This window comes from Streptomyces dryopteridis, assembly GCF_049606955.1.
Lineage (GTDB): Bacteria > Actinomycetota > Actinomycetes > Streptomycetales > Streptomycetaceae > Streptomyces.
The window spans coordinates 5,925,224-5,944,765 of the sequence record NZ_CP187113.1; the positions used below are offsets into that span (position 1 = coordinate 5,925,224).

Annotated in this window: 16 protein-coding genes; 11 read left to right on the forward strand and 5 right to left on the reverse strand. The window is 74.7% G+C overall.

The window, feature by feature from the left end:
* Window positions 1-24: 24 nt before the first annotated feature.
* A complete protein-coding gene (locus ACN20G_RS25685) occupies window positions 25-1,542 on the forward strand; it encodes a fatty acyl-CoA synthetase (RefSeq protein ID WP_424215183.1) in 1,518 nt (505 codons plus the stop codon).
* Window positions 1,543-1,555: 13 nt separating this feature from the next.
* Here the strand turns inward: ACN20G_RS25685 and ACN20G_RS25690 are convergent, their stop codons facing one another.
* From ACN20G_RS25690 to ACN20G_RS25700, 3 genes are all read right to left on the reverse strand, one after another.
* Window positions 1,556-2,323 (reverse strand): ribonuclease BN, encoded by a 768-nt coding sequence (locus ACN20G_RS25690; RefSeq protein WP_424215184.1) that lies wholly within the window; start codon window positions 2,321-2,323, stop codon window positions 1,556-1,558.
* 104 nt (window positions 2,324-2,427) lie between these two features.
* Window positions 2,428-3,810 (reverse strand): AMP-binding protein, encoded by a 1,383-nt coding sequence (locus tag ACN20G_RS25695; protein ID WP_424215185.1) that lies wholly within the window; start codon window positions 3,808-3,810, stop codon window positions 2,428-2,430.
* A gap of 129 nt (window positions 3,811-3,939) precedes the next feature.
* Window positions 3,940-5,571, reverse strand: coding sequence for an acyl-CoA synthetase (locus ACN20G_RS25700; RefSeq protein WP_424215186.1), 1,632 nt, complete (start codon window positions 5,569-5,571; stop codon window positions 3,940-3,942).
* A gap of 175 nt (window positions 5,572-5,746) precedes the next feature.
* Here ACN20G_RS25700 and ACN20G_RS25705 point away from each other — a divergent pair, with 175 nt between their 5' ends.
* From ACN20G_RS25705 to ACN20G_RS25740, 8 genes are all read left to right on the forward strand, one after another.
* The gene (locus tag ACN20G_RS25705) at window positions 5,747-6,550 is read left to right on the forward strand and encodes a crotonase/enoyl-CoA hydratase family protein (RefSeq protein ID WP_424215187.1); all 804 of its coding nucleotides are present in this window, start codon (window positions 5,747-5,749) and stop codon (window positions 6,548-6,550) included.
* 36 nt (window positions 6,551-6,586) lie between these two features.
* The gene (locus ACN20G_RS25710) at window positions 6,587-7,576 is read left to right on the forward strand and encodes a Zn-ribbon domain-containing OB-fold protein (RefSeq protein WP_424215188.1); all 990 of its coding nucleotides are present in this window, start codon (window positions 6,587-6,589) and stop codon (window positions 7,574-7,576) included.
* Window positions 7,576-8,658: a thiolase domain-containing protein gene (locus tag ACN20G_RS25715; protein WP_424215189.1), complete on the forward strand. Its 1,083-nt coding sequence runs from the start codon at window positions 7,576-7,578 to the stop codon at window positions 8,656-8,658. Before ACN20G_RS25710 ends, ACN20G_RS25715 begins: the two co-directional genes overlap by 1 nt.
* Complete coding sequence (locus ACN20G_RS25720) at window positions 8,655-9,821, forward strand: thiolase domain-containing protein (protein WP_424215190.1); 1,167 nt, start codon at window positions 8,655-8,657, stop codon at window positions 9,819-9,821. The genes ACN20G_RS25715 and ACN20G_RS25720 overlap by 4 nt, the downstream gene beginning before the upstream one ends.
* A gap of 148 nt (window positions 9,822-9,969) precedes the next feature.
* Window positions 9,970-10,224, forward strand: a complete 255-nt coding sequence (locus tag ACN20G_RS25725) for a DUF397 domain-containing protein (RefSeq protein ID WP_424215679.1) — start codon at window positions 9,970-9,972, stop codon at window positions 10,222-10,224.
* Window positions 10,225-10,565: 341 nt separating this feature from the next.
* Window positions 10,566-13,451: an ATP-binding protein gene (locus ACN20G_RS25730; RefSeq protein ID WP_424215191.1), complete on the forward strand. Its 2,886-nt coding sequence runs from the start codon at window positions 10,566-10,568 to the stop codon at window positions 13,449-13,451.
* On the forward strand, window positions 13,448-13,819 hold the full coding sequence (locus ACN20G_RS25735; RefSeq protein ID WP_424215192.1) for an NTP pyrophosphohydrolase: 372 nt from the start codon (window positions 13,448-13,450) through the stop codon (window positions 13,817-13,819). The genes ACN20G_RS25730 and ACN20G_RS25735 overlap by 4 nt, the downstream gene beginning before the upstream one ends.
* 79 nt (window positions 13,820-13,898) lie before the next feature.
* Window positions 13,899-14,399: a hypothetical protein gene (locus ACN20G_RS25740; RefSeq protein WP_424215193.1), complete on the forward strand. Its 501-nt coding sequence runs from the start codon at window positions 13,899-13,901 to the stop codon at window positions 14,397-14,399.
* Window positions 14,400-14,592: 193 nt separating this feature from the next.
* Here ACN20G_RS25740 and ACN20G_RS25745 read toward each other — a convergent pair whose 3' ends face one another.
* Entirely contained in the window at window positions 14,593-15,717 is a 1,125-nt protein-coding gene (locus ACN20G_RS25745) for an aminoglycoside phosphotransferase family protein (RefSeq protein WP_424215194.1), read from the reverse strand.
* 235 nt (window positions 15,718-15,952) lie between these two features.
* On the opposite strand from ACN20G_RS25745, the gene ACN20G_RS25750 reads away from it, so the two are divergent.
* Entirely contained in the window at window positions 15,953-17,440 is a 1,488-nt protein-coding gene (locus tag ACN20G_RS25750) for a hypothetical protein (protein WP_424215195.1), read from the forward strand.
* A 95-nt stretch (window positions 17,441-17,535) separates the two neighbouring features.
* Here ACN20G_RS25750 and ACN20G_RS25755 read toward each other — a convergent pair whose 3' ends face one another.
* Window positions 17,536-19,011, reverse strand: coding sequence for a PP2C family protein-serine/threonine phosphatase (locus ACN20G_RS25755; RefSeq protein ID WP_424215196.1), 1,476 nt, complete (start codon window positions 19,009-19,011; stop codon window positions 17,536-17,538).
* A 294-nt stretch (window positions 19,012-19,305) separates the two neighbouring features.
* Here ACN20G_RS25755 and ACN20G_RS25760 point away from each other — a divergent pair, with 294 nt between their 5' ends.
* The gene (locus tag ACN20G_RS25760; RefSeq protein WP_424215197.1) at window positions 19,306-19,530 is read left to right on the forward strand and encodes a hypothetical protein; all 225 of its coding nucleotides are present in this window, start codon (window positions 19,306-19,308) and stop codon (window positions 19,528-19,530) included.
* Window positions 19,531-19,542 lie beyond the last annotated feature (12 nt).

Genomic DNA, 19,542 nt, shown 5'->3' on the forward strand with positions numbered 1-19,542 from the left:
ACCGACCCGGGTGAGGATCACGCCATGACCGACGTGAGCGAACGGACCGTCGACGGACTGCTGCGGGCCTCCGCGCTGCGGGTTCCCACCCGCAGCGCGGTCCGGTACGCCGACCGGGACCACGACTACGCCGCGTTCGACGCCGCCGTCGGCGCGGCCGCCCACGTCCTGCGCGAGGAATGGGGCCTGGCACCCGGCGACCGGGTCGCGACCTTCGCCCACAACAGCGACGCCTACCCGCTGGCCTTCCTGGCCTGCGCCCGCGCGGGCCTCGTGCACGTCCCCGTCAACCAGCACCTGACCGGCGCCGACCTCGACCACCTCCTCGACCACAGCGGCGCCCGCCTCGTCCTCGTCGACCCCGACCTCGCCGACCGGCTCCCCGCCGGCGCCCCGCACCGCCCGCTGCGCGACGCCCCCGGCTCCCTCCTGGACGCCGCCCTCGCCCGCGCCGGCCGCCCCGGGGCCCACGACGAGCCCTCCACCGACCCCGAGGCCCTCGTCCAACTGCTCTACACCTCCGGCACCACCGCCCTGCCCAAGGGCGCGATGATGACCCACCGCGCCCTGTGCCACGCCTACGAGAGCTCCGTCGAGGCCCTGGACCTCGACGAACACGACCGGCCCGTACACGCCCTGCCGCTCTACCACTCGGCCCAGACCCACGTGTTCCTGCTGCCCTACCTGGCGGTCGGCGCGAGCAACACCATCCTGGCCGGCCCCGACGCCGACACCCTCCTCGACCTCGTGGCCCGGGGGGAGGCCGACAGCCTCTTCGCCCCGCCCACCGTCTGGATCGCGCTCGGCAACCACCCCGGATTCGCCGACCGCGACCTGAGCGGACTGCGCAAGGTCTACTACGGGGCCTCGATCATGCCCGTCCCCGTGCTCCAACGGCTCCGGGCCCACCTGCCCGGCCTCGCCTTCTACAACTGCTTCGGACAGAGCGAGATCGGCCCCCTGGCCACCGTGCTGCGCCCCGAGGAGCACGAGGCCCGCCCGGCCTCCTGCGGCCGACCCGTCCGGCACGTGACCGCGCGGGTCGTCGACGAGGACGGCCGGGACACCCCCGACGGGGTGCCCGGCGAGATCGTCTACCGTTCCCCGCAGCTGTGCACGGGCTACTGGCGGGACCCCGAGGCCGGCGAGGAGGCGTTCCGCGCCGGTTGGTTCCACTCCGGGGACCTCGCCACCCGGGACGCCGAGGGCTACCTGACCATCGTCGACCGGGTCAAGGACGTCATCAACTCCGGCGGGGTGCTCGTCGCCTCGCGCCAGGTCGAGGACGTGCTGCACACCCACCCCGGGGTGCTGGAGGTCGCGGTGATCGGGCTGCCCGACCCACACTGGATCGAGGCCGTCACGGCGGTGGTCGTGCCCCGCGACGACACCGTCACCCCCGAGGAGCTCACGGCCCACGCCCGCGAGCGGCTGGCGCACTTCAAGGCCCCCAAGCGCGTGGTCCTTGTGCCGGCCCTGCCCCGCAACGCCTCCGGCAAGATCCTCAAACGCGAACTGCGCCGCACCCTGACGGGGGAGTGAGGCCCCGGGCCGGTCAGCCGGGGCGTCGGGCCGCGAGGAGCCGGCCCACCAGGGCCCCGCCGTGCACGACGAAGCCCACGCCCACCAGCCAGGACTGCACGGCCAGCAGGGTCCCGAACGGGCCGTAGGTGACCGCGCTGGACGCGATCAGCGGCGAGAACACCAGCTGCGAGAACACCCGCAGGCCCAACAGGCCCACGGCGGTGGCCACGGCCCCCGGGAACAGGGCCCGCCACCGCACCCGGCCCGCCAACAGCAGCCACTGGGAGCCCCAGAAGAAGCCCACAGTCAACAGCAGGTCCACCCCCGCCCCCCACACCGTGCCCGGCACCAGCACCAGCACCCCGAGCCAGCCGATCACCAGCGCCAGCCACACCACGTGCCGCCACAGGGTGTGCCAGCGCGCCGGCGGCAGGTCCCAGATCCGCTCGTAGCCCGTCTGCACCGCCCCGCCGAAGGTCAGGCCGAACACGGTCAGGGCCGCGAGACCGAAGGCCGTGGTCCGCTCCAGTGCCTCGTTCCCGGCGCCGAACAGGGACTCCACACGGATCCGCGAGGGCTCGGTCACGCCCAGGGCCTGCCCCAGCCAGCGGCCGAAGCTCTCCCCGGTGCCCGGCACCGCCCCCGCGACCACGATCAACAGCGGGACCAGGGTCAGGAAGCCCAGGGCCGCGAAGCCCATCGCCCGGTGCATCAGCTCCACGTGCCGCCCGCGCCGCCACAGCGTCGCCGCCGGCGAGGACCGCAGCCGCGCGGAGAGCGAACGGGAGTCGGAGGCCATGACACCTGCCCTACCCGCCCGGCCCCTCCCACTCGCCGTCGGACCCCGCGAATGCCCCCGACGAGTGGATTCACGGACCCGGTCGGCCCGCCCGGCCGGCGCCGTCAGCGGGGTCTGAGGTCCACCACCCGGCGGATCTTGCCCACCGAACGCTCCAGGGTCTCGGGATCCACGATCTCCACCGACGCCGTCGTCCCGATCCCCTCCTTGACCGCCCGCGCCACCGCCCGCGCCGCCCGTTCCCGGTCCGCCCCGGTGGCCCCGGGCCGGGCCTCCGCCCGGATGAGCAGCAGGTCCAGCCGACCCTCCCGGGTCAGCCGGAGCTGGAAGTGCGGGGCGACCCCGGGGGTGGCCAGGAGGATCTCCTCCACGGCCGTCGGGTACAGGTTGACCCCGCGCACCACCAGCATGTCGTCGCTGCGCCCCTTGATCCGGCCCATCCGACGGAACGCGGGCCAGGCCGTGCCCGGCAGCAGCCGGGTCAGGTCCCGGGTCCGGTACCGGATCAGCGGCAGCGCCTCCTTGGTGAGGGTGGTGAACACCAACTCGCCCTCCGCCCCGTCCGGCAGCACCTCGCCCGTCACCGGATCCACGATCTCGGGCAGGAAGTGGTCCTCCCACACCGTCGGCCCGTCCTTGGTCTCCACGCTCTCCATCGCCACCCCGGGCCCCATCACCTCCGACAGCCCGTACACGTCCACCGCGTCGATCCCGGCCCGCTCCTCGATCTCCCGCCGCATCCCCTCCGTCCACGGCTCCGCCCCGAGGATCCCCACCCGCAGTCCGCTCGCGCGCGGGTCCAGCCCCTGCCGCTCCATCTCGTCGAGCAGGGTCAACAGGTACGAGGGGGTGACCATCACCACCCCCGGCCGCAGGTCCGCGATCAGCCGCACCTGCCGCTCCGTCATCCCGCCCGAAGCGGGCACCACCGTGCAGCCCAGCCGCTCGGCCCCGTAGTGCGCGCCCAGCCCGCCGGTGAACAGCCCGTACCCGTACGCGATGTGCACGAGGTCCCCGGGGCGCCCGCCGCCCGCCGCGATCGAGCGCGCCATCAGGGTCGCCCACGTGTCGAGGTCGGCCCCGGTGTACCCGACGACGGTCGGGGTGCCGGTGGTGCCGCTGGAGGCGTGCAGCCGGCGCACCTCGGAGCGATCCACCGCGAACAGCCCGTAGGGGTGCTGCGCGCGCAGGTCCGCCTTGGTCGTGAACGGGAAGCGCGCGAGGTCCCCGAGCGAGCGCAGGTCCTCCGGGCGCACCCCGGCCCGGTCGAAGGCGGCGCGGTGGAAGGGCACCCGCTCGTAGGCCCGCCGCAGCACCTCCCGCAGCCGGCGCGTCTGCACCTCCTCCAACTCCCCCCGCGAGTACCGGGGCACCGCCCACTCCTCGGCCCCGCCCGCCCGCGCCCCCGCGTCCGACCCCGTGCCCGATCCCACGCCCACCACCCCGTCCCGGCGCCACGCCGCGCCCTCGAACAACCGAACGATCATTCGGTAGTCTGCCGCGTGCCGGCCGGTCGGAGCAATGCATCGAACGAGTGAATCGATCACGAGCGAGCGGACGGCCCCGCCCGTCACCGGGGGACCGTCCGCTCGTCCTGCCGCAGGAAGGGGAAGGGGTCAGGCGGCCCCGCTCTCGGCCACCGCCTTCGCCCACCGGTAGTCGGCCTTGCCGCTCGGCGAGCGGCGGATCTCCGGCGCCAGGACCAGCCGACGCGGGATCTTGTACCCGGCGAGCTTGGTGCGGCAGTGTCGTTGGATCTCCTCCAGCGAGGGCTCGGCCGCCCCCGTCCGCACCTGCACCACCGCCGCCACCCGACTGCCCCAGGTCGCGTCCGGCACCCCCGCCACCAGCGCGTCGTACACGTCCGGATGCGACTTCAGGGCCTGCTCCACCTCCTCCGGGTACACCTTCTCGCCCCCGGTGTTGATGCACTGCGAACCGCGCCCCAACACCGTGACCAGGCCCTCCTCGTCCACCGTGGCCATGTCCCCGAGCAGCACCCACCGCTCCTCGCCCCGCCGGAAGAAGGTCTCGGCCGTCTTCGCCGGGTCGTTGTAGTACCCGAGCGGCACGTGCCCCCGCTGCGCCAGCCGCCCGGGCTCGCCGACCGGCACCGGCTCGTAGGTCACCGGGTCCACCACCGCCGTGCGCGCGTTGACCCGCAGGCGGAAGGCCCGGTCGGTGCGCTCCCCGGTCGCGGTCCCGTTGAACCCCGACTCCGAGGAGCCGAAGTTGTTCAGCAGCATCACGTTCGGCACCAGCTCCAGGAACCGGGCCCGCACCGTCTCCGACATGATCGCCCCCGAGCTGGAGACGCTGAACAGCGAGGAGAGGTCCGGCAGGTCGCCCGCGGCCTCGCGCGCGTCCAGCAGGTCGATCAGCGGCCGCAGCATCGCGTCGCCCACGAGGGTCAGCGAGGTCACCCGCTCCGCCGCGACGGTCCGCAGCACCTCCTCCGGCACGTACTTGCGGTGGATGACCACCTTCTGGCCGAAGTTGAGCCCGATGAACGCCGTCAGCGTGGAGGTGCCGTGCATGAGCGGCGGGGTCGGGAAGAACACCAGCCCCTCGCCGCCCGCCGCGACCCGCTCGGAGAGCTCCTCCGGGGACTTCACCGGCTCGCCCGTCGGGGCCCCGCCGCCCAGCCCGGCGAAGAACAGGTCCTCCCCGCGCCACATCACGCCCTTGGGCATGCCCGTGGTGCCGCCGGTGTAGATGATCAACTGGTCGTCGCCCGAGCGCGGCCCGAACCCGCGCCCGGGGGAGCCGGCCGCCTCGGCCTCCGCGTACGCCACCGGCGCGATCGCCGGCTCCGTCGCCCCGGCCGGGGCCGCGCCCACCCGCACCAGGTGCCGCAGCCTCGGGGTCCGCGCGAGCGCCCCCGCCACCCGGTCGGTGAACTCCGCGTCGAAGACCAGCCCGGCGAGGTCGGCGTCGGCGTACAGGTAGACGAGCTCCTCCTCCACGTACCGGTAGTTCACGTTCACCGGCACCAACCGGGCCTTCAGGCAGGCCAGGACGGTCTGGAGGTACTCGACGCCGTTGTACAGGTGGAGCCCGACGTGCTCGCCCGCGACCAGTCCGGAGTCCAGGAGGTGGTGGGCGATCCGGTTGGCCGCCGTGTCCAGCTCCCGGTAGGTCAGTCGGCGTACCGCGCCCGTGCCGGGGTGGTCGACGTAGACCAGGGCCTCCCGGTCCGGCACCACGTCCACGATCGACTCGAACAGGTCGGCAAGGTTGTACTCCACCGCTCCTCCTGACCCTCGACGACGCCCCCGGACGGGCCGTCCGGCCGTCATCAGAGCACCGGCGTCCGGAACTGGGAAGGGTGCGCGCCAAGAAATCTGACTGTGTGTCAGCAAACCCTTGAACTGCCGTCGGCGCTACTGCAACCTGTTCCAGTCTGGAGACGGGAGGACGACAATGGGTGGAACGGAACACCTCACCGCGGAGCGCCACGGCGCCACCCTGGTGCTCACCATGAACCGGCCCGAGGCCAAGAACGCGCTCTCGCTGCCGCTCCTGGTGGGCCTGTACGACGGCTGGCTCGAAGCCGACGCCGACGACTCGATCCGCTCGGTGGTGCTCACCGGAGCGGGCGGCGACTTCTGCGCCGGCATGGACCTCAAGGCCCTCGCCGGCCGAGGCGCCGCCGGCGAGGACCCCTACCGCGACCGCATGAAGGCCGACCCCGACCTGCACTGGAAGGCCATGCTCCGCCACCACCGCCCCCGCAAACCGGTGATCGCCGCCGTCGAGGGCTACTGCGTGGCCGGCGGCACCGAGATCCTCCAGGGCACCGACATCCGCGTCGCCGGCGAGAGCGCCACCTTCGGACTCTTCGAAGTCCGCCGCGGCCTCTTCCCCATCGGCGGCTCCACCGTCCGCCTGCCCCGCCAGATCGCCCACACCCACGCCCTGGAGATGCTCCTCACCGGCCGCCCCTACCCCGCCGCCGAAGCCGCCGCCATCGGCCTGATCGGCCACGTGGTCCCCGACGGCACCGCCCTGGACAAGGCACTGGAGATCGCCGACCGGATCAACGCCTGCGGCCCGCTCGCCGTCGAGGCCGTCAAGGCATCCGTGTACGAGAACGCCGAACGCACCGAGACCGACGGACTCGCCGCCGAACTCGCCACCGGTTGGCCCGTCTTCGACACCGACGACGCCAAGGAAGGCGCCCGGGCCTTCGCCGAGAAACGCCCCCCGGTCTACCGCCGCGCCTGACCGCCGCCCCCACCCCCGCCAGAACGGAGCCCGGCCATGACCGCCGCCCCACCGCCCGAGGTGCTGCGCGCCCCGCTCGTCGTCTCCTTCCCCTTCACCCGCTCCCTGGGCCCCGTCCAGAGCGCCTTCCTCACCGGCCTGCGCGAACGGGTCGTCCTCGGCGTGCGCACCACCGCCGGCGAGATCCTCGTGCCCCCGGTCGAGTACGACCCCGTCACCGCCGACGAACTGCGCGAACTCGTCGAGGTCGAACCCACCGGCACCGTCACCACCTGGGCCTGGAACCCCGACCCCCGGCCCGGCCAACCCCTGACCGAACCCTTCGCCTGGGTCCTGGTCCGCCTCGACGGCGCCGACACCGCTCTCCTGCACGCCCTGGCCGCCCCCGGCCCCGAGGCCGTGACCACCGGCATGCGCGTGCGGATCCGCTGGGCCGCCGAACCCACCGGCGCCATCACCGACATCGCCTGCTTCGAACCCCACGAACCCGGCGAGGCCCCCGCCGGCCCCGACACCGCGACGGACCCCCACACCGCCCGCACCCACGACGGCGCCTTCCCCGACCCCGTCACCGGCATCGTCGCCGAGGCCCGCCTCGACTACACCTACAGCCCCGGCCGCGCCCAGACCGCCTACCTGGCCTCCCTCGCCGAACACCGCACCGTCGGCGAACGCTGCCCCTCCTGCCACAAGGTCTACGTGCCCCCGCGCGGCGCCTGCCCCACCTGCGGGATCGCCACCACCGACCGCGTCGAGGTCGGCCCCGCCGGCACCGTCACCACCTACTGCATCGTCAACATCAAGGCCCGCAACCTCGACATCGAAGTCCCCTACGTCTACGCCCACATCGCCCTGGACGGCGCCGACCTCGCCCTCCACGGCCGGATCGGCGGCATCCCCTACGACCAGGTCCGGATGGGCCTGCGCGTCGAACCCGTCTGGACCGACGGCGGCCGCTACCCCGACCACTACCGCCCCACCGGCGAGCCCGACGCCCCGTACGACGCGTACAAGGAGCTCATCTGATGCCCGAGACCCCCGCCGGCCCCGCCCCCCGCGGCGAGCGGGACGTGGCCGTCGTCGCCTTCGCCCAGAGCGACCACCGGCGCCGCACCGACGACCTCAGCGAGGTCGAGATGGTCATGCCCGTCCTCCACGAGGTCCTCGACCGGACCGGACTGCGCGCCCACGACATCGACTTCACCTGTTCCGGCTCCAGCGACTACCTCGCCGGCCGCGCCTTCTCCTTCACCATGACCCTCGACGGCGTCGGCGCCTGGCCCCCCATCTCCGAGTCCCACGTCGAGATGGACGGCGCCTGGGCCCTCTACGAGGCATGGGTCAAACTCCGCACCGGCGAGGCCGACACCGCCCTGGTCTACAGCTACGGCAAGGCATCGCCCGGCTCCGTGCGCGACGTCCTCACCCGCCAGCTCGACCCCTACTACCTCGCCCCCCTGTGGCCCGACTCCGTGGCCCTGGCCGCCCTCCAGGCCCGCGCCCTCATCGACGCCGGCCACACCGACGAGGCCGCGCTCGCCGCCATCGCCGCCCGCAGCCGCGCCGACGCCACCGACAACCCGCACGCCCAGCTCACCGGCACCGTCGACCACGGCGACCACCTCGTGGCCCCGCTGCGCACCGGCGACTGCCCGCCCATCGGCGACGGCGCCGCCGCGATCATCCTCGCCACCGGCGAGACCGCCCGCCGGCTGTGCGCCCGCCCCGCCTGGATCACCGGCATCGACCACCGCGTCGAAGCCCACTCCCTCGGCGTCCGCGACCTCACCGACTCGCCCTCCACCCGCCTCGCCGCCGAACGCGCCGGAGCCTTCGACGCCCCCCTCGACCTCGCCGAACTGCACGCCCCCTTCACCTCCCAGGAGGTCGTGCTCCGCAAGGCCCTCGGGCTCGACGACTCGGTGCGCGTCAACCCCTCCGGCGGCCCCCTCGCCGCCAACCCCATGATGGCCGCCGGCCTGATCCGGATCGGCGAGGCCGCCGCCCGCGTGCACCGCGGCGAGGCCGACCGGGCCCTGGCCCACGCCACCTCGGGCCCCTGCCTCCAGCAGAACCTGGTCGCCGTCCTCGAAGGAGACCCGCGATGAGCAAGGAACCGGTGGCCGTCGTCGGGATCGGCCAGACCAAACACGTCGCCGCCCGCCACGACGTCTCCATCGCCGGACTGGTCCGCGAGGCCGCCCGCCGCGCCCTCGACGACGCCGGCCTGGACTGGGCGGACATCGACGCCGTCGTCATCGGCAAGGCCCCCGACTTCTTCGAGGGCGTCATGATGCCGGAGCTCTACCTCGCCGACGCCCTCGGCGCCGTCGGCAAACCCATGCTGCGGGTGCACACCGCCGGCTCCGTCGGCGGCTCCACCGCCCTCGTGGCCGCCAACCTCGTGGCCGCCCGCGTCCACCGCACCGTCCTCACCCTCGCGTTCGAGAAGCAGTCCGAGTCGAACGCCATGTGGGGCCTGTCCCTGCCCGTCCCCTTCCAACAGCCCCTGCTCGCCGGCGCCGGCGGCTTCTTCGCCCCCCACGTCCGGGCCTACATGCGCCGCACCGGGGCCCCCGACACCGTCGGCTCCCTCGTCGCCTACAAGGACCGCCGCAACGCCCTCAAGAACCCCTACGCCCACCTCCACGAACACGACATCACCCTGGAGAAGGTCCAGAACTCGCCCATGCTCTGGGACCCGGTCCGCTACTCCGAGACCTGCCCCTCCTCCGACGGGGCCTGCGCGATGATCCTCACCGACCGGGCCGGCGCCGCCCGCGCCCCGCACCCGGCGGCCTGGGTGCACGGCGGCGCCATGCGCAGCGAACCCACCCTCTTCGCCGGCAAGGACTTCGTCTCCCCCCGCGCCGGCCGCGACTGCGCCGCCGACGTCTACCGGCAGGCCGGCATCACCGACCCCCGCCGCGAGATCGACGCCGTCGAGATGTACGTGCCCTTCTCCTGGTACGAACCCATGTGGCTGGAGAACCTCGGCTTCGCCGGCGAGGGCGAGGGCTGGAAACTCACCGAGGCCGGGGTCACCGAGCTCGACGGGGACCTTCCGGTCAACCCCTCCGGCGGGGTCCTGTCCACCAACCCCATCGGCGCCTCCGGCATGATCCGCTTCGCCGAGGCCGCCCTCCAGGTCCGCGGACAGGCGGGCGAACACCAGGTCGACGGTGCCCGACGGGCCATGGGCCACGCCTACGGCGGCGGCTCGCAGTTCTTCGCGATGTGGCTGGTCGGGGACGAGCCGCCGACCCGCTGACCCCGACCGGCGCCCCGGCCCCCACCGCCCGGCGCCGGCCGGATCCGGGCCCGGCCCGCGGGACGATCTGTCCGCGGCCGGGCCCGCCGGCTACTCTGGGCGCGGACGACACACCGGGTCCCCCGTGAAGGAGTCGCACGTGACCGACATCAGCATCAGCACGTCCGAGACCGACCGGCAGCGGCGAGCGGTCTCGGGATGGGACAAACCCGAGTTGGACCTCACCGGGGCCGGCTGGGAGTCCGGGAGCGCCGGATCGGGCGACGTGCAGATCGCGTTCGTCGAGGGCTTCATCGCCCTGCGCAACAGCACCCGCCCCGACAGCCCCTCGCTGATCTTCGCCCCCGACGAATGGCGGGCCTTCATCCGGCGGGCCCGGGGCGGCGCCTTCGACCTGACCTGACCCGCGAGCCGACCCGAGCCGGCCGGCGGCCCGGACCGCGCCCGCCGGGGCGCCCGGTCCGGGCCGCCGCGCGCGCCGGGGCCGCCCGTCGCCCCCGGCACGCATGTGCGGACGCGAGATCCGGACCCGCCGCCGGATTCGGCCCGCTCGCCCCGAACCGCCGGCGCACGAACGGACAAGCCCACCCCCACCGGGCAGATTCGCCTCACCGGAACCACCCGTCCCACCCGTCACGCCCCTGACCTCCCGAAAGAAGTTGCGATCTTTCCCGGCCGGCGCCCCGCGCGGGCCCCCCGCGCGGCGTAACCTGAACCCCCGCAACAGCTCTGGGGGTAGCGGACATGACACAGCGACCGGCCCGGCAGCGACGCCCGCTGCTGGAACGCGAGGCCGAACTCGCCGCCGTCGACGAGGTCCTCGACGAACTCGTCGACCCCACGCCGAACGGCGCCCTGCTCGCCGTCTCGGGCCCCGCCGGCCTGGGCAAGACCACCCTCCTCGCCGAGATACGCCGACGGGCCCACGCCCGCGGCTGCACCGTCGCCGGCGCCCGCGGCGGCGAACAGGAACAGACCCAGCCCTTCCACGTGGCCCGACAGCTCGTCCAACCCCTCCTCGCCGGCACCACCGAGGAGGAACGCCGCGCCACCCTCGGCGCCTGGTACCCCATCGTCGGCCCCGCCCTCGGCCTGTGCGCCCCCGAGGAAGGCGCCCCGCCCGACGCCCTCGGCCTGCGCGACGGCCTCGACTGGGTCCTCACCTCCCTCGTCCTGGCCCGCGCCCCCATGGTCCTCGTCCTCGACGACGCCCACTGGGCCGACCCCGAGTCCCTCGGCTGGCTCGCCGGCTTCGCCGCCCGCGTCGAACAACTGCCCCTGGTCATGGTCGTCGGCTACCGCCCCGACGAACTCCCCGCCCACGCCGACGCCTTCCGCACCCTGCCCCGACGCGCCGGCGGCCGCCCCCTCGACCTCGCCCCGCTCAGCACCGAGGGCGTCACCGACCTGCTCCGCCACACCATCGGCGCCCACGCCGACGCCGCGTTCTGCCACGCGGCCTGGCAGGTCACCGCCGGCAACCCCTTCGAGGCCGTCGAACTCACCGCCAAGGTCCGCGACCGCGGCCTGCGCCCCGTCGAGGCCAGCGCCCCGCTCCTGGTGGACCTCGCCGCCGCCCAACGCGGCACCGGACTCGTCGACCGCCTCGACCGGCTCGGCCCCTCCACCGTCCGCTTCGCCTGGGCCTGCGCCGTCCTCGGCACCGCCATCCCCCGCGACCTCGCCGCCCGGGTCGCCGCCGTCGGAGCCGAGGAGGCCGTCGACGCCGCCACGCGCCTGCGCCGCGCCCGCATCCTCGCCGAACCGCCCGCCGAGGACGCCGACGCCCCGCTGGAGTTCGTCCACCCCCTCATCGCCACCACCCTCTACCGGGCCATCCCCGACGCCTTCCGCGTCGCCCTCCACGGCAAGGCCGCCGCCGCCGTCATCGACGCCGGACTCGGCGACTCCGCCGCCGCCCGCCACCTGCTGGAGACCCACCCCGAGAACGACCCCTGGGTGGTGCGCGTACTGCGCCGGGCCGCCGCCGAGAACCTCCGTGCCGGCGCCCCCGACGCCGCCCGCCGACAACTCGCCCGCGCCCTCCAAGAGCCCCCGGACTACGAGGAACGCGCCGCGGTCCTCTACGAACTCGGCTGCGCCTCCCTGCTCACCGAACCCGCCACCACCGTCAACCACCTGCGCGACGCCCTCGACGAACCCTTCGACGACCCGAACCTGCGCCAGGCCATCGTGATCCGCCTCGCCCAGGTCCTCGCCCACACCGACCGCCTCGCCGAGGCGTCCGAGGTCCTCGCCCGGGAGATCCCGCACACCCAGGACTCCCGCGACCGACTGCGCCTGCAGGCCGAACAGTTCATGTGGGACGCCTTCGACGCCGTCGAACCCGACTCCCCGGCCCGCTCCCGCCGCCTCGCCAAACTCGCCGACCACCTCACCGGCCGCGACCTCACCGAGCGCTACGTCATCGGCCTGCGGGCCTGGGACGCCACCCTGCGCGGCGAACCCGTGGAGGTCTGCCTGCACCACGCGGACCGGGCCCTGGGCGAGCACTTCAGCTGGGCCCACGCCGACCGCGGCTTCGAGGTGCCCGTCCTGGCCGCCATGTGCCACGCCTACGCCGACCGCCCCGCCCGCGCCGAGGAGCTCTTCGCCGCCGGCACCGCCGAGTTCGAGGAACAGGGCTGGCACGGCGCCCACCTCTCCTTCGCCCACGGGCTGCGCGCCCACATCCTGTTCCGGCGCGGCCGGCTCGCCGAGGCCGAGGAGCTGGCCCGCAGCGGGGTCGCCCACGGCGAACGCGTCGGCCGCCGCACCCCCGTCCACTGGTACGCGATCGCCACCCTCGTCCAGATCCTCCTCGCCCGGGGCCGGGTGGACGAGGCATGGCGCCTGGCCGGCGAGCACGAGTTCGGCGAACCCTTCCCGGCCGCCGTGGTCTTCCCCGACGCCCAGACCGTGTACGCCGAACTCCTGCACGCCCGGGGCGAGACGGCCGCCGCCGTCGTCGAACTGGAGTCGGCGGGGGAGCGGCTGAGCCGACGCGGCATCCAGAACCCCACCTGGTGCCCCTGGGCCCTGCACCTGGCCCGGGCCCTGGCCCCCACCGACCCCGTCCGGGCCCGGGAACTGGCCGAGGACGCCGTGCGTCGCGCCCGGGCCTACGGGGCGCCCTCCGGGATCGGCGCGGCCCTGCGCACCGCCGCGGAGGTCGCCGCCCCCGAGGAGCGCGAGGCCCTGCTCGCGGAGGCCGTGGACGTGCTGTCCACCTCCCCGGCCGGCCACGAGCTGGCCCTGGCCCTCGCGGCACTGGGCGCCGTCCGCGCCGACCTCGACCTGACCACCCGGGCCCACGTTCTCGCCGTCGAATGCGGCGCGGACGGCCTGGCCGCCGACACCTTCACCGCGCTGGCCGCCCTCGGCGGGCGGCCCCCGTGCCCGCCGGCGCCCGGTCCGCGACCCGAGGCGGGGCTGGAGCACCGGGTCGCGGCCCTGATCGCGGCGGGCGCGGGCGGCCCCGAGGTCGCCGCCGCCCTCGACCTGCCGGTGGACCGGGTGCCGGTGCTGCTCTCGGGGGCCTGTCGGGACCTGGGCACCGACCTCGGCGGCCTGCCCGGCCTGCTGGGGCGCGTCCCGGGCCCCGGGACGGGCGCGATACTGGGCCCATGACCCGACCCGTGATGATCGTCGACGGCGCCAACGTGGTGGGCTCCACCCCCGACGGCTGGTGGCGGGACCGCAAGGGGGCCGCCGAGCGGCTGCGGGACCGCCTGGCGGCCCGCGCCGCCGAGGCCGAGGCCGAGGCCGAGGAGATCGTGTTGGTCGTGGAGGGCGCGGCCCGTGACGTGACCCCGGTCCCGGGGGTCCGGGTCGAGTCCGCCCCCGGCAGCGGGGACGACGCGATCGTGGCCCTCGTGGCCGCCCTGGCCCCCCGCCCGTGCCGCGTGGTCACCGCCGACCGGGAACTGCGTGCCAGGGTCACCGCCCTCGGCGCATCGACCGTCGGTCCCGGACTCCTGCGACCTCCGGCCCACTGACCCGCGGACCCGTGTCCCGGCCCGGTCCCGGTCCCGGCCCGTGGGCCGCAAAGCGCTCCGGGCCACGTACCATGGCGGCATGTCCTTCCTCCGCCGCAACCGCGCCGCCACACCCGCCGGCCCGGACTTCGACGTCCTGGCCATGGACCCGGGGGACTGGCCGGGAAACCTCGGCGCCGGCCTGCTGCCCGCTCCCGACGGCACCTGCCAGGGCGTGTTCCTGCGCTACGACCTGTTCGGCGGACGCGGCCCCGCGATGATCATCGGAAACCTCCCCGAGGGCTCCCCGGCGCGCGAGCCGGCCGAGGGCCGGATCCCGTTCGAGGTCGCGCAACTGCTCGCGGCGCTGGAGAACGAGGAGGACGTCGAGGTCGTCGGCGTCGAGGACTGCCCGGTGATGCAGGGGGACAACCTCCTGATCGTCCGCAAGGTCAAGCTCAGCGAGAGCCGGATCTCCTGCGTGCAGTTCGACCGCAGCGACAACGTCCTGGTCACCATCGCGAGCTGGGACCGCCCCATCTCGGACGACCTGTACGCGCTCCTGAAGCCGCTGCCCGCCGAACTCTTCCAGCAGGGCTGAGCCCCCGGCCCGGTCCCGGGCACGCGAAAAACCCCGCACGCGGGGTGCGGGGCTTCGGGCGGCAGGATCGTTTCAGCCGGGTGTGGCCGGGCACGTCGGGCAGCCCTCGGGCGGACCGGGTCGACGGGTGCGGGGCGACGGGCACCGGCCGGGGGTTCCCGGCCGGCGACGCCCGCCCGCGAGGACCGGCACCTCAGCGGGTGCCGACCACCGCCCGCACGGCGCTGCGCGCCATGGCCACGTCGTCGTGCAGCCTGCGCAGCAGCAGCCGCTGCTCCTCGCCCGGGGTCAGCGCCCCCGAGGGCAGGGGCTGTACCGGCGCCGCGGCCTGCGCGGCCCGCTGTACCGCCGTCTCCGCCATCCTGATCTCGCGGGTGAGCACGAGCATCAGGTTGACGAGGAACGCGTCCCGCTCCGCCGGGCCGCCGGCCTGCGCCAGCCGGCTGATCTGACCGCGGGCCGCGGGGGCGTCGCCCAGCACCGCCCACAGCGTCGCGAGGTCGTAGCCCGGCAGGTACCAGCCCGCCAGTTCCCAGTCCACGAGCACCGGGCCGGTCGGCGACAGCAGCAGGTTCGACAGCAGCGCGTCACCGTGGTTGAACTGGTGCCGCACGCCCGCCAGTCGCAGGCCGTGCATCAACTTCTGCAGATCGCCCAGGTCGCGGTCGGTCAGCAGGCCGAGGTGGTGGTAGTGACGGATCCGCTCCCCGTAGGCCAGCGGGTGACCGAAGAGCTCCGGCGCGGGCCGCCACTGCCCGAGCCGGTGGATCGCGCCGAGCGCGGCCCGCACGTCGGGCCGGGGCGGGGCCTCCACGGGGTGGCGCTGGAGGGCGGCCACCCGGCCGGCCATCCGCTCCACGACCAGGACGCAGTTCTCCGGGTCGGCCGCGATCAGCCGCGGCACCCGGACCGGCGGGCGGTGCCGGACGAACGCCCGGTACGTCGCTATTTCGTGCCGGTAGCGCTCACGCCACTCCGGCGAGGAGTCCAGTAAAACCTTCGCGACGGCCGTGGTCCGCCCGGTGGTCCCGACCAGCAGCACCGAACGGCCGCTGCGCCGCATCACCTGGACCGGTGTGAACTCCGGGCAGATCCGCTGGATCGAGGCCAGCGCGGTCCGCAACTGCGCGCCCTGCGGGCCCGAGAGGTCCAGTCTGCCGCTGACCTGCTGGGGCATGGTGCCCGGGAGGCGCCGCGCCCGCACGGTCCCCGGCACCGGGGCGTGGGCCCGGGAGGGGTCGAGGTAGGGGCCGCCGCCCGCGGGGAGGGTGCGGTGCGGCCGTACGGGGGCGGACACGGAGGTGGTGGCTGCGTACATGACGGAGTGCTGTTCCCTTCGTGTGCCGACGAGTTGTCGCGCGCCGCCCGCTCCCGCTGCCCTTCGGATCACCCTGGGGAGTGCTCCGGTGGGCCGGTCGGGGAGGCGCATCACCACCACACACCCGGGCGCGGGTGGCACACCATCTGGCGCACCCTGGCGAACCCTGGCGAATAGTCGCCCGGCACCTGACGGAGGGCTACTGTCGAGGCAGCCGAGAACCTGGGGGCTTGACGTGGGCAACGGACCCAACACCCGCCTGAACGACCTGTTCGGCCTCGCCGGATGGTCCAAGGGGGAACTCGCGAGGATGGTGAACCGGCAGGCGGCGGCCATGGGCCACCACCAACTGGCCACCGACACCTCGCGGGTGCGGCGCTGGATCGACCTGGGGGAGACCCCGCGCGAACCGGTGCCCACGGTACTGGCCGCCTTGTTCACCGAGCGACTCGGTCGTGTCGTGACCATCGAGGACCTCGGGTTCACCAGGCGACGACGCGCCTCCGCACGCACACCGGACGGGTCCCCACCCAATCCCGACGGTCTGCCCTGGGCGCCGGAACGCACGGCCGCGGTCCTCACCGAATTCACGGGAATGGACCTCATGCTCAACCGACGCGGTCTCATGAGCGCGGGCGCCGCGCTGACGGCGGGTACCGTCATCACCTCCGCCATGTCCGAGTGGCTGCTCACCGAACCGGTGCGCGCCACCCCCCTGTCCCAGGGCGCCTTCGCGGTCGACACCGTCGGCCTCGACCGGTACGAGGCGGCGCCCGTCGGCTCCCAGGAGATCGAGGCGCTGGAAGCCTCCGTGGACGTGTTCCGGGCCTGGGACGCCTCGCGCGGCGGCGGCCTGCAACGCAAGGCCGTGGTGGGCCAGTTGAACGAGGTGGGCGGAATGCTCGCCTACCACCACCCGGACCACCTGCAGCGCCGGCTGTGGGGGGTGGCGGCCAACCTCGCGGTGCTCGCGGGGTGGATGTCGCACGACGTGGGCCTGGAACCCACCGCCCAGAAGTACTTCGTGATCGCCGCGCACGCGGCCCGCGAGAGCGGGGACCGGCCGCGCGCCGGCGAGGCCCTGTCCCGGGCCGCCCGTCAACTCGTGCACCTCGGCCGCCCCGACGAGGCCCTCGACCTGATGAAGCTGGCCCAACAGGGCGCCGGCGAGGAGGCCCTGCCGCGCACCCGGGCGATGCTGCGCACGGTGGAGGCATGGGCCCAGGCGGCCCTGGGCAAGGGCCAGGCCATGCGCCGCACCCTGGGCGAGGCGGAGGAGCTGTTCGTCTCGGATCGCGGTGAGCAGGACACCCCGAGCTGGATGCAGCACTTCGACGAGGCGGACCTGCACGGCATGCAGGCCCTCGCCTACCGCACCCTGGCCGACCACGACCCGGCGGCCGCGCCGATCGCCCAGCGGCACGCCAAGGAGGCCCTGCGGTTGCGGGGTTCGGGCCACCAGCGCTCGCAGATCTTCGACTACCTCTCGCTGGCCTCCGCCTGCCTGCTCGGGGACGACCCGGAACAGGCAGACCGCTACGCCCGGCTCGCGTTGGTGTCGATGGGGGAGACCTCCTCGCACCGCACCTGGGACCGGCTGCGCGAGATGTACCGGCTGACCGCGCGGTACGACGGCCACGGCACGATGGAGGCGCTGCGGCGGGACATCGCCCAGGCCCTGCCCGACAGCCCGGTCCGCCTGCCCCGCCCCGCCGGGGTCTGAGGGGGGGGCGGCCCCACCCGTACGCGCCGAGGCCCGAACCCCCGCAGAGTTCCGTGCCCCGGGGTCGGGCCTCGGTCGTTCGGTGGTACGCGGACTCAGCGGGCGCCCGGGACCCGGAGGGTCAGGACGCACGCGTCGGTCTCGCGCGCGGCGGAGCCGAAGGCGTCCGCGATCACCCGGGCCGCCTCGCGGGCACCGGTGGTCGCGGCGAGCTCGGGGGCGAGGGCCAGCAGGCGTTCCGTCACGCCCTGCGGGGCGTGCGGGTCGGCGTCCGGGCCTGGGCCGGCGAGGGATTCGGTGTGCAGGACCACCAGGTCGCCGGGGAGCAGCCGCAGGGTGCGCTGTTCGTAGGGCACCTCGGGGGCCGCGCCGAGCGGGATCCCGGCCGGGCCGGTCAGGGGGCGGGCGGCGCCGTCGCGGATCAGCACGGGGGCCGGGTGCGCGGCCCGCGCCCAGGTCAGGGTGGAGTCGGCGGGGTCGTGCCGGCAGCACAGGGCGGAGCCGAGGGCGGGTTGGGCGGAGGAGTCCAGGAGCCGGCCCGACAGGCCGAGCAGCGAGCCGGGTTCGACCCCGGCCATGGCCATGCCGCGCAGCGCGCCCAGCAGCATGGCGATGGTGGAGGTGGTGGCGACCCCGTGTCCGGCGAGGTCGCCGAGGGTCAGCAGGGTGCGTCCGTCGTCGAGGGCCTGGGCGTCGGACCAGGAGTCCCCCCGGGTTCCGGCGCCGGCGGCGGGCAGTCGCAGGCCCGCGATGTCGAGGGCGGCCGATCCGGTGTCGGGGGTGGGCTCCGGCACGTGCACGGTCGGCAGCACGGCCTCGCGGAGCTGGGCGGCCAGTCGCTGTTCGGTGCGCGCGTTCTCCTCGCGGCGGCGCAGGTCCTCGGCGGTGACCCGCTCGGCGCGTTCGCTGCGCCGCAGGTCGCTGACGTCCCGGAAGACGGCCCAGACGGAGGCGGTGCAGCCGTCGGCGTCCAGCACGGGCTCGCCGCGCATGTGCAGGGAGCGCACCAGGCCGTCGGGGCGCACGACGCGGAACTCGCCGTCGATGGGCCTGCCGTCGATCAGGCAGGCCGTCATCATCGCGGTCATCAGGGGCCGGTCCTCGGAGAAGAGGGCGGAGCCCAGTTCGTCCAGGGGCAGGGCGCCGGCCGCGCGGGAGCGGCCGAAGAGCTCGTGGGTCTCCTCGGACCAGTCGGCCTCGTCGGTCAGCAGGTTCCACTCGGCGGTGCCCACGAGAGCGGTGGGGGAGTCGAGGGCGGGGGCGCGGTCGGCGCCCGCGGCGAGTTCGGCCGCGTCGCAGCCCGCGCAGCCCTCGGGGCAGGCGATCCCCTCGGGCGGCAGCCCCTCCCGCAGCCGGCCGAGGTGGCCGCGCACGTCGTCCAGTTGGTGGACGGCGAGGTCGCACAGGGCGCGTTGCCAGCGGGCGCGCGCGTCGTCCCCGTCCGCCTCCCCGGCGTCGCGGCGCACGGCGTCCACCTCGCCGCGCAACAGGTGGGTCCGGGCGATGAGAGCGTCCACGGAACCCGGCTCCGGCGGTTGCGCGGAGTGTTCCGCGAACAGATGGGACGGCATGAGAACTCCGATGCGGGCGCGGCACGGTCAGGACTGTCCGAGGGATCGACCGGGAACGACTCTGGCACAGGCGGCGACCGGTCGTAAGGCGTTTGGCAACATCCGAACCAATGTTGCATCTGGCATATGCCAAGGGCTCCGGCGCCTCCGCTTCCCGTGCGAACGAATCCGGCCGGCTCCCTTCCCGACCTGTCCCGGACCGCCCCGACTCGTGCCGGCGCCGGGCAGGAAGTCCCGTCCGGAAGCGTTCGTTCGGCGGGTCGGGTCCGTACACACGACCGAAGTCACGGGCACGTGTGTGCTGATCCACTGGAGTCGGGCACCGACCGGGCCCGTCCCGGCCGACCGAAGGACCCCGTGCTCCGGCACCTGCTCCCCACCCTCCTCAGCGGCGGCCTCGCCCTCGCCGTCGCCCTCGGCGCGATGACCGTGCTCCGACTGCACCTGCGCCGCCGCGAACGGGCCGAGGCCCCCGAGCACGGCCCCGGCCCCGAGCGCCCGATACCGCCGAAGGGCTGACAACCCGCGCCA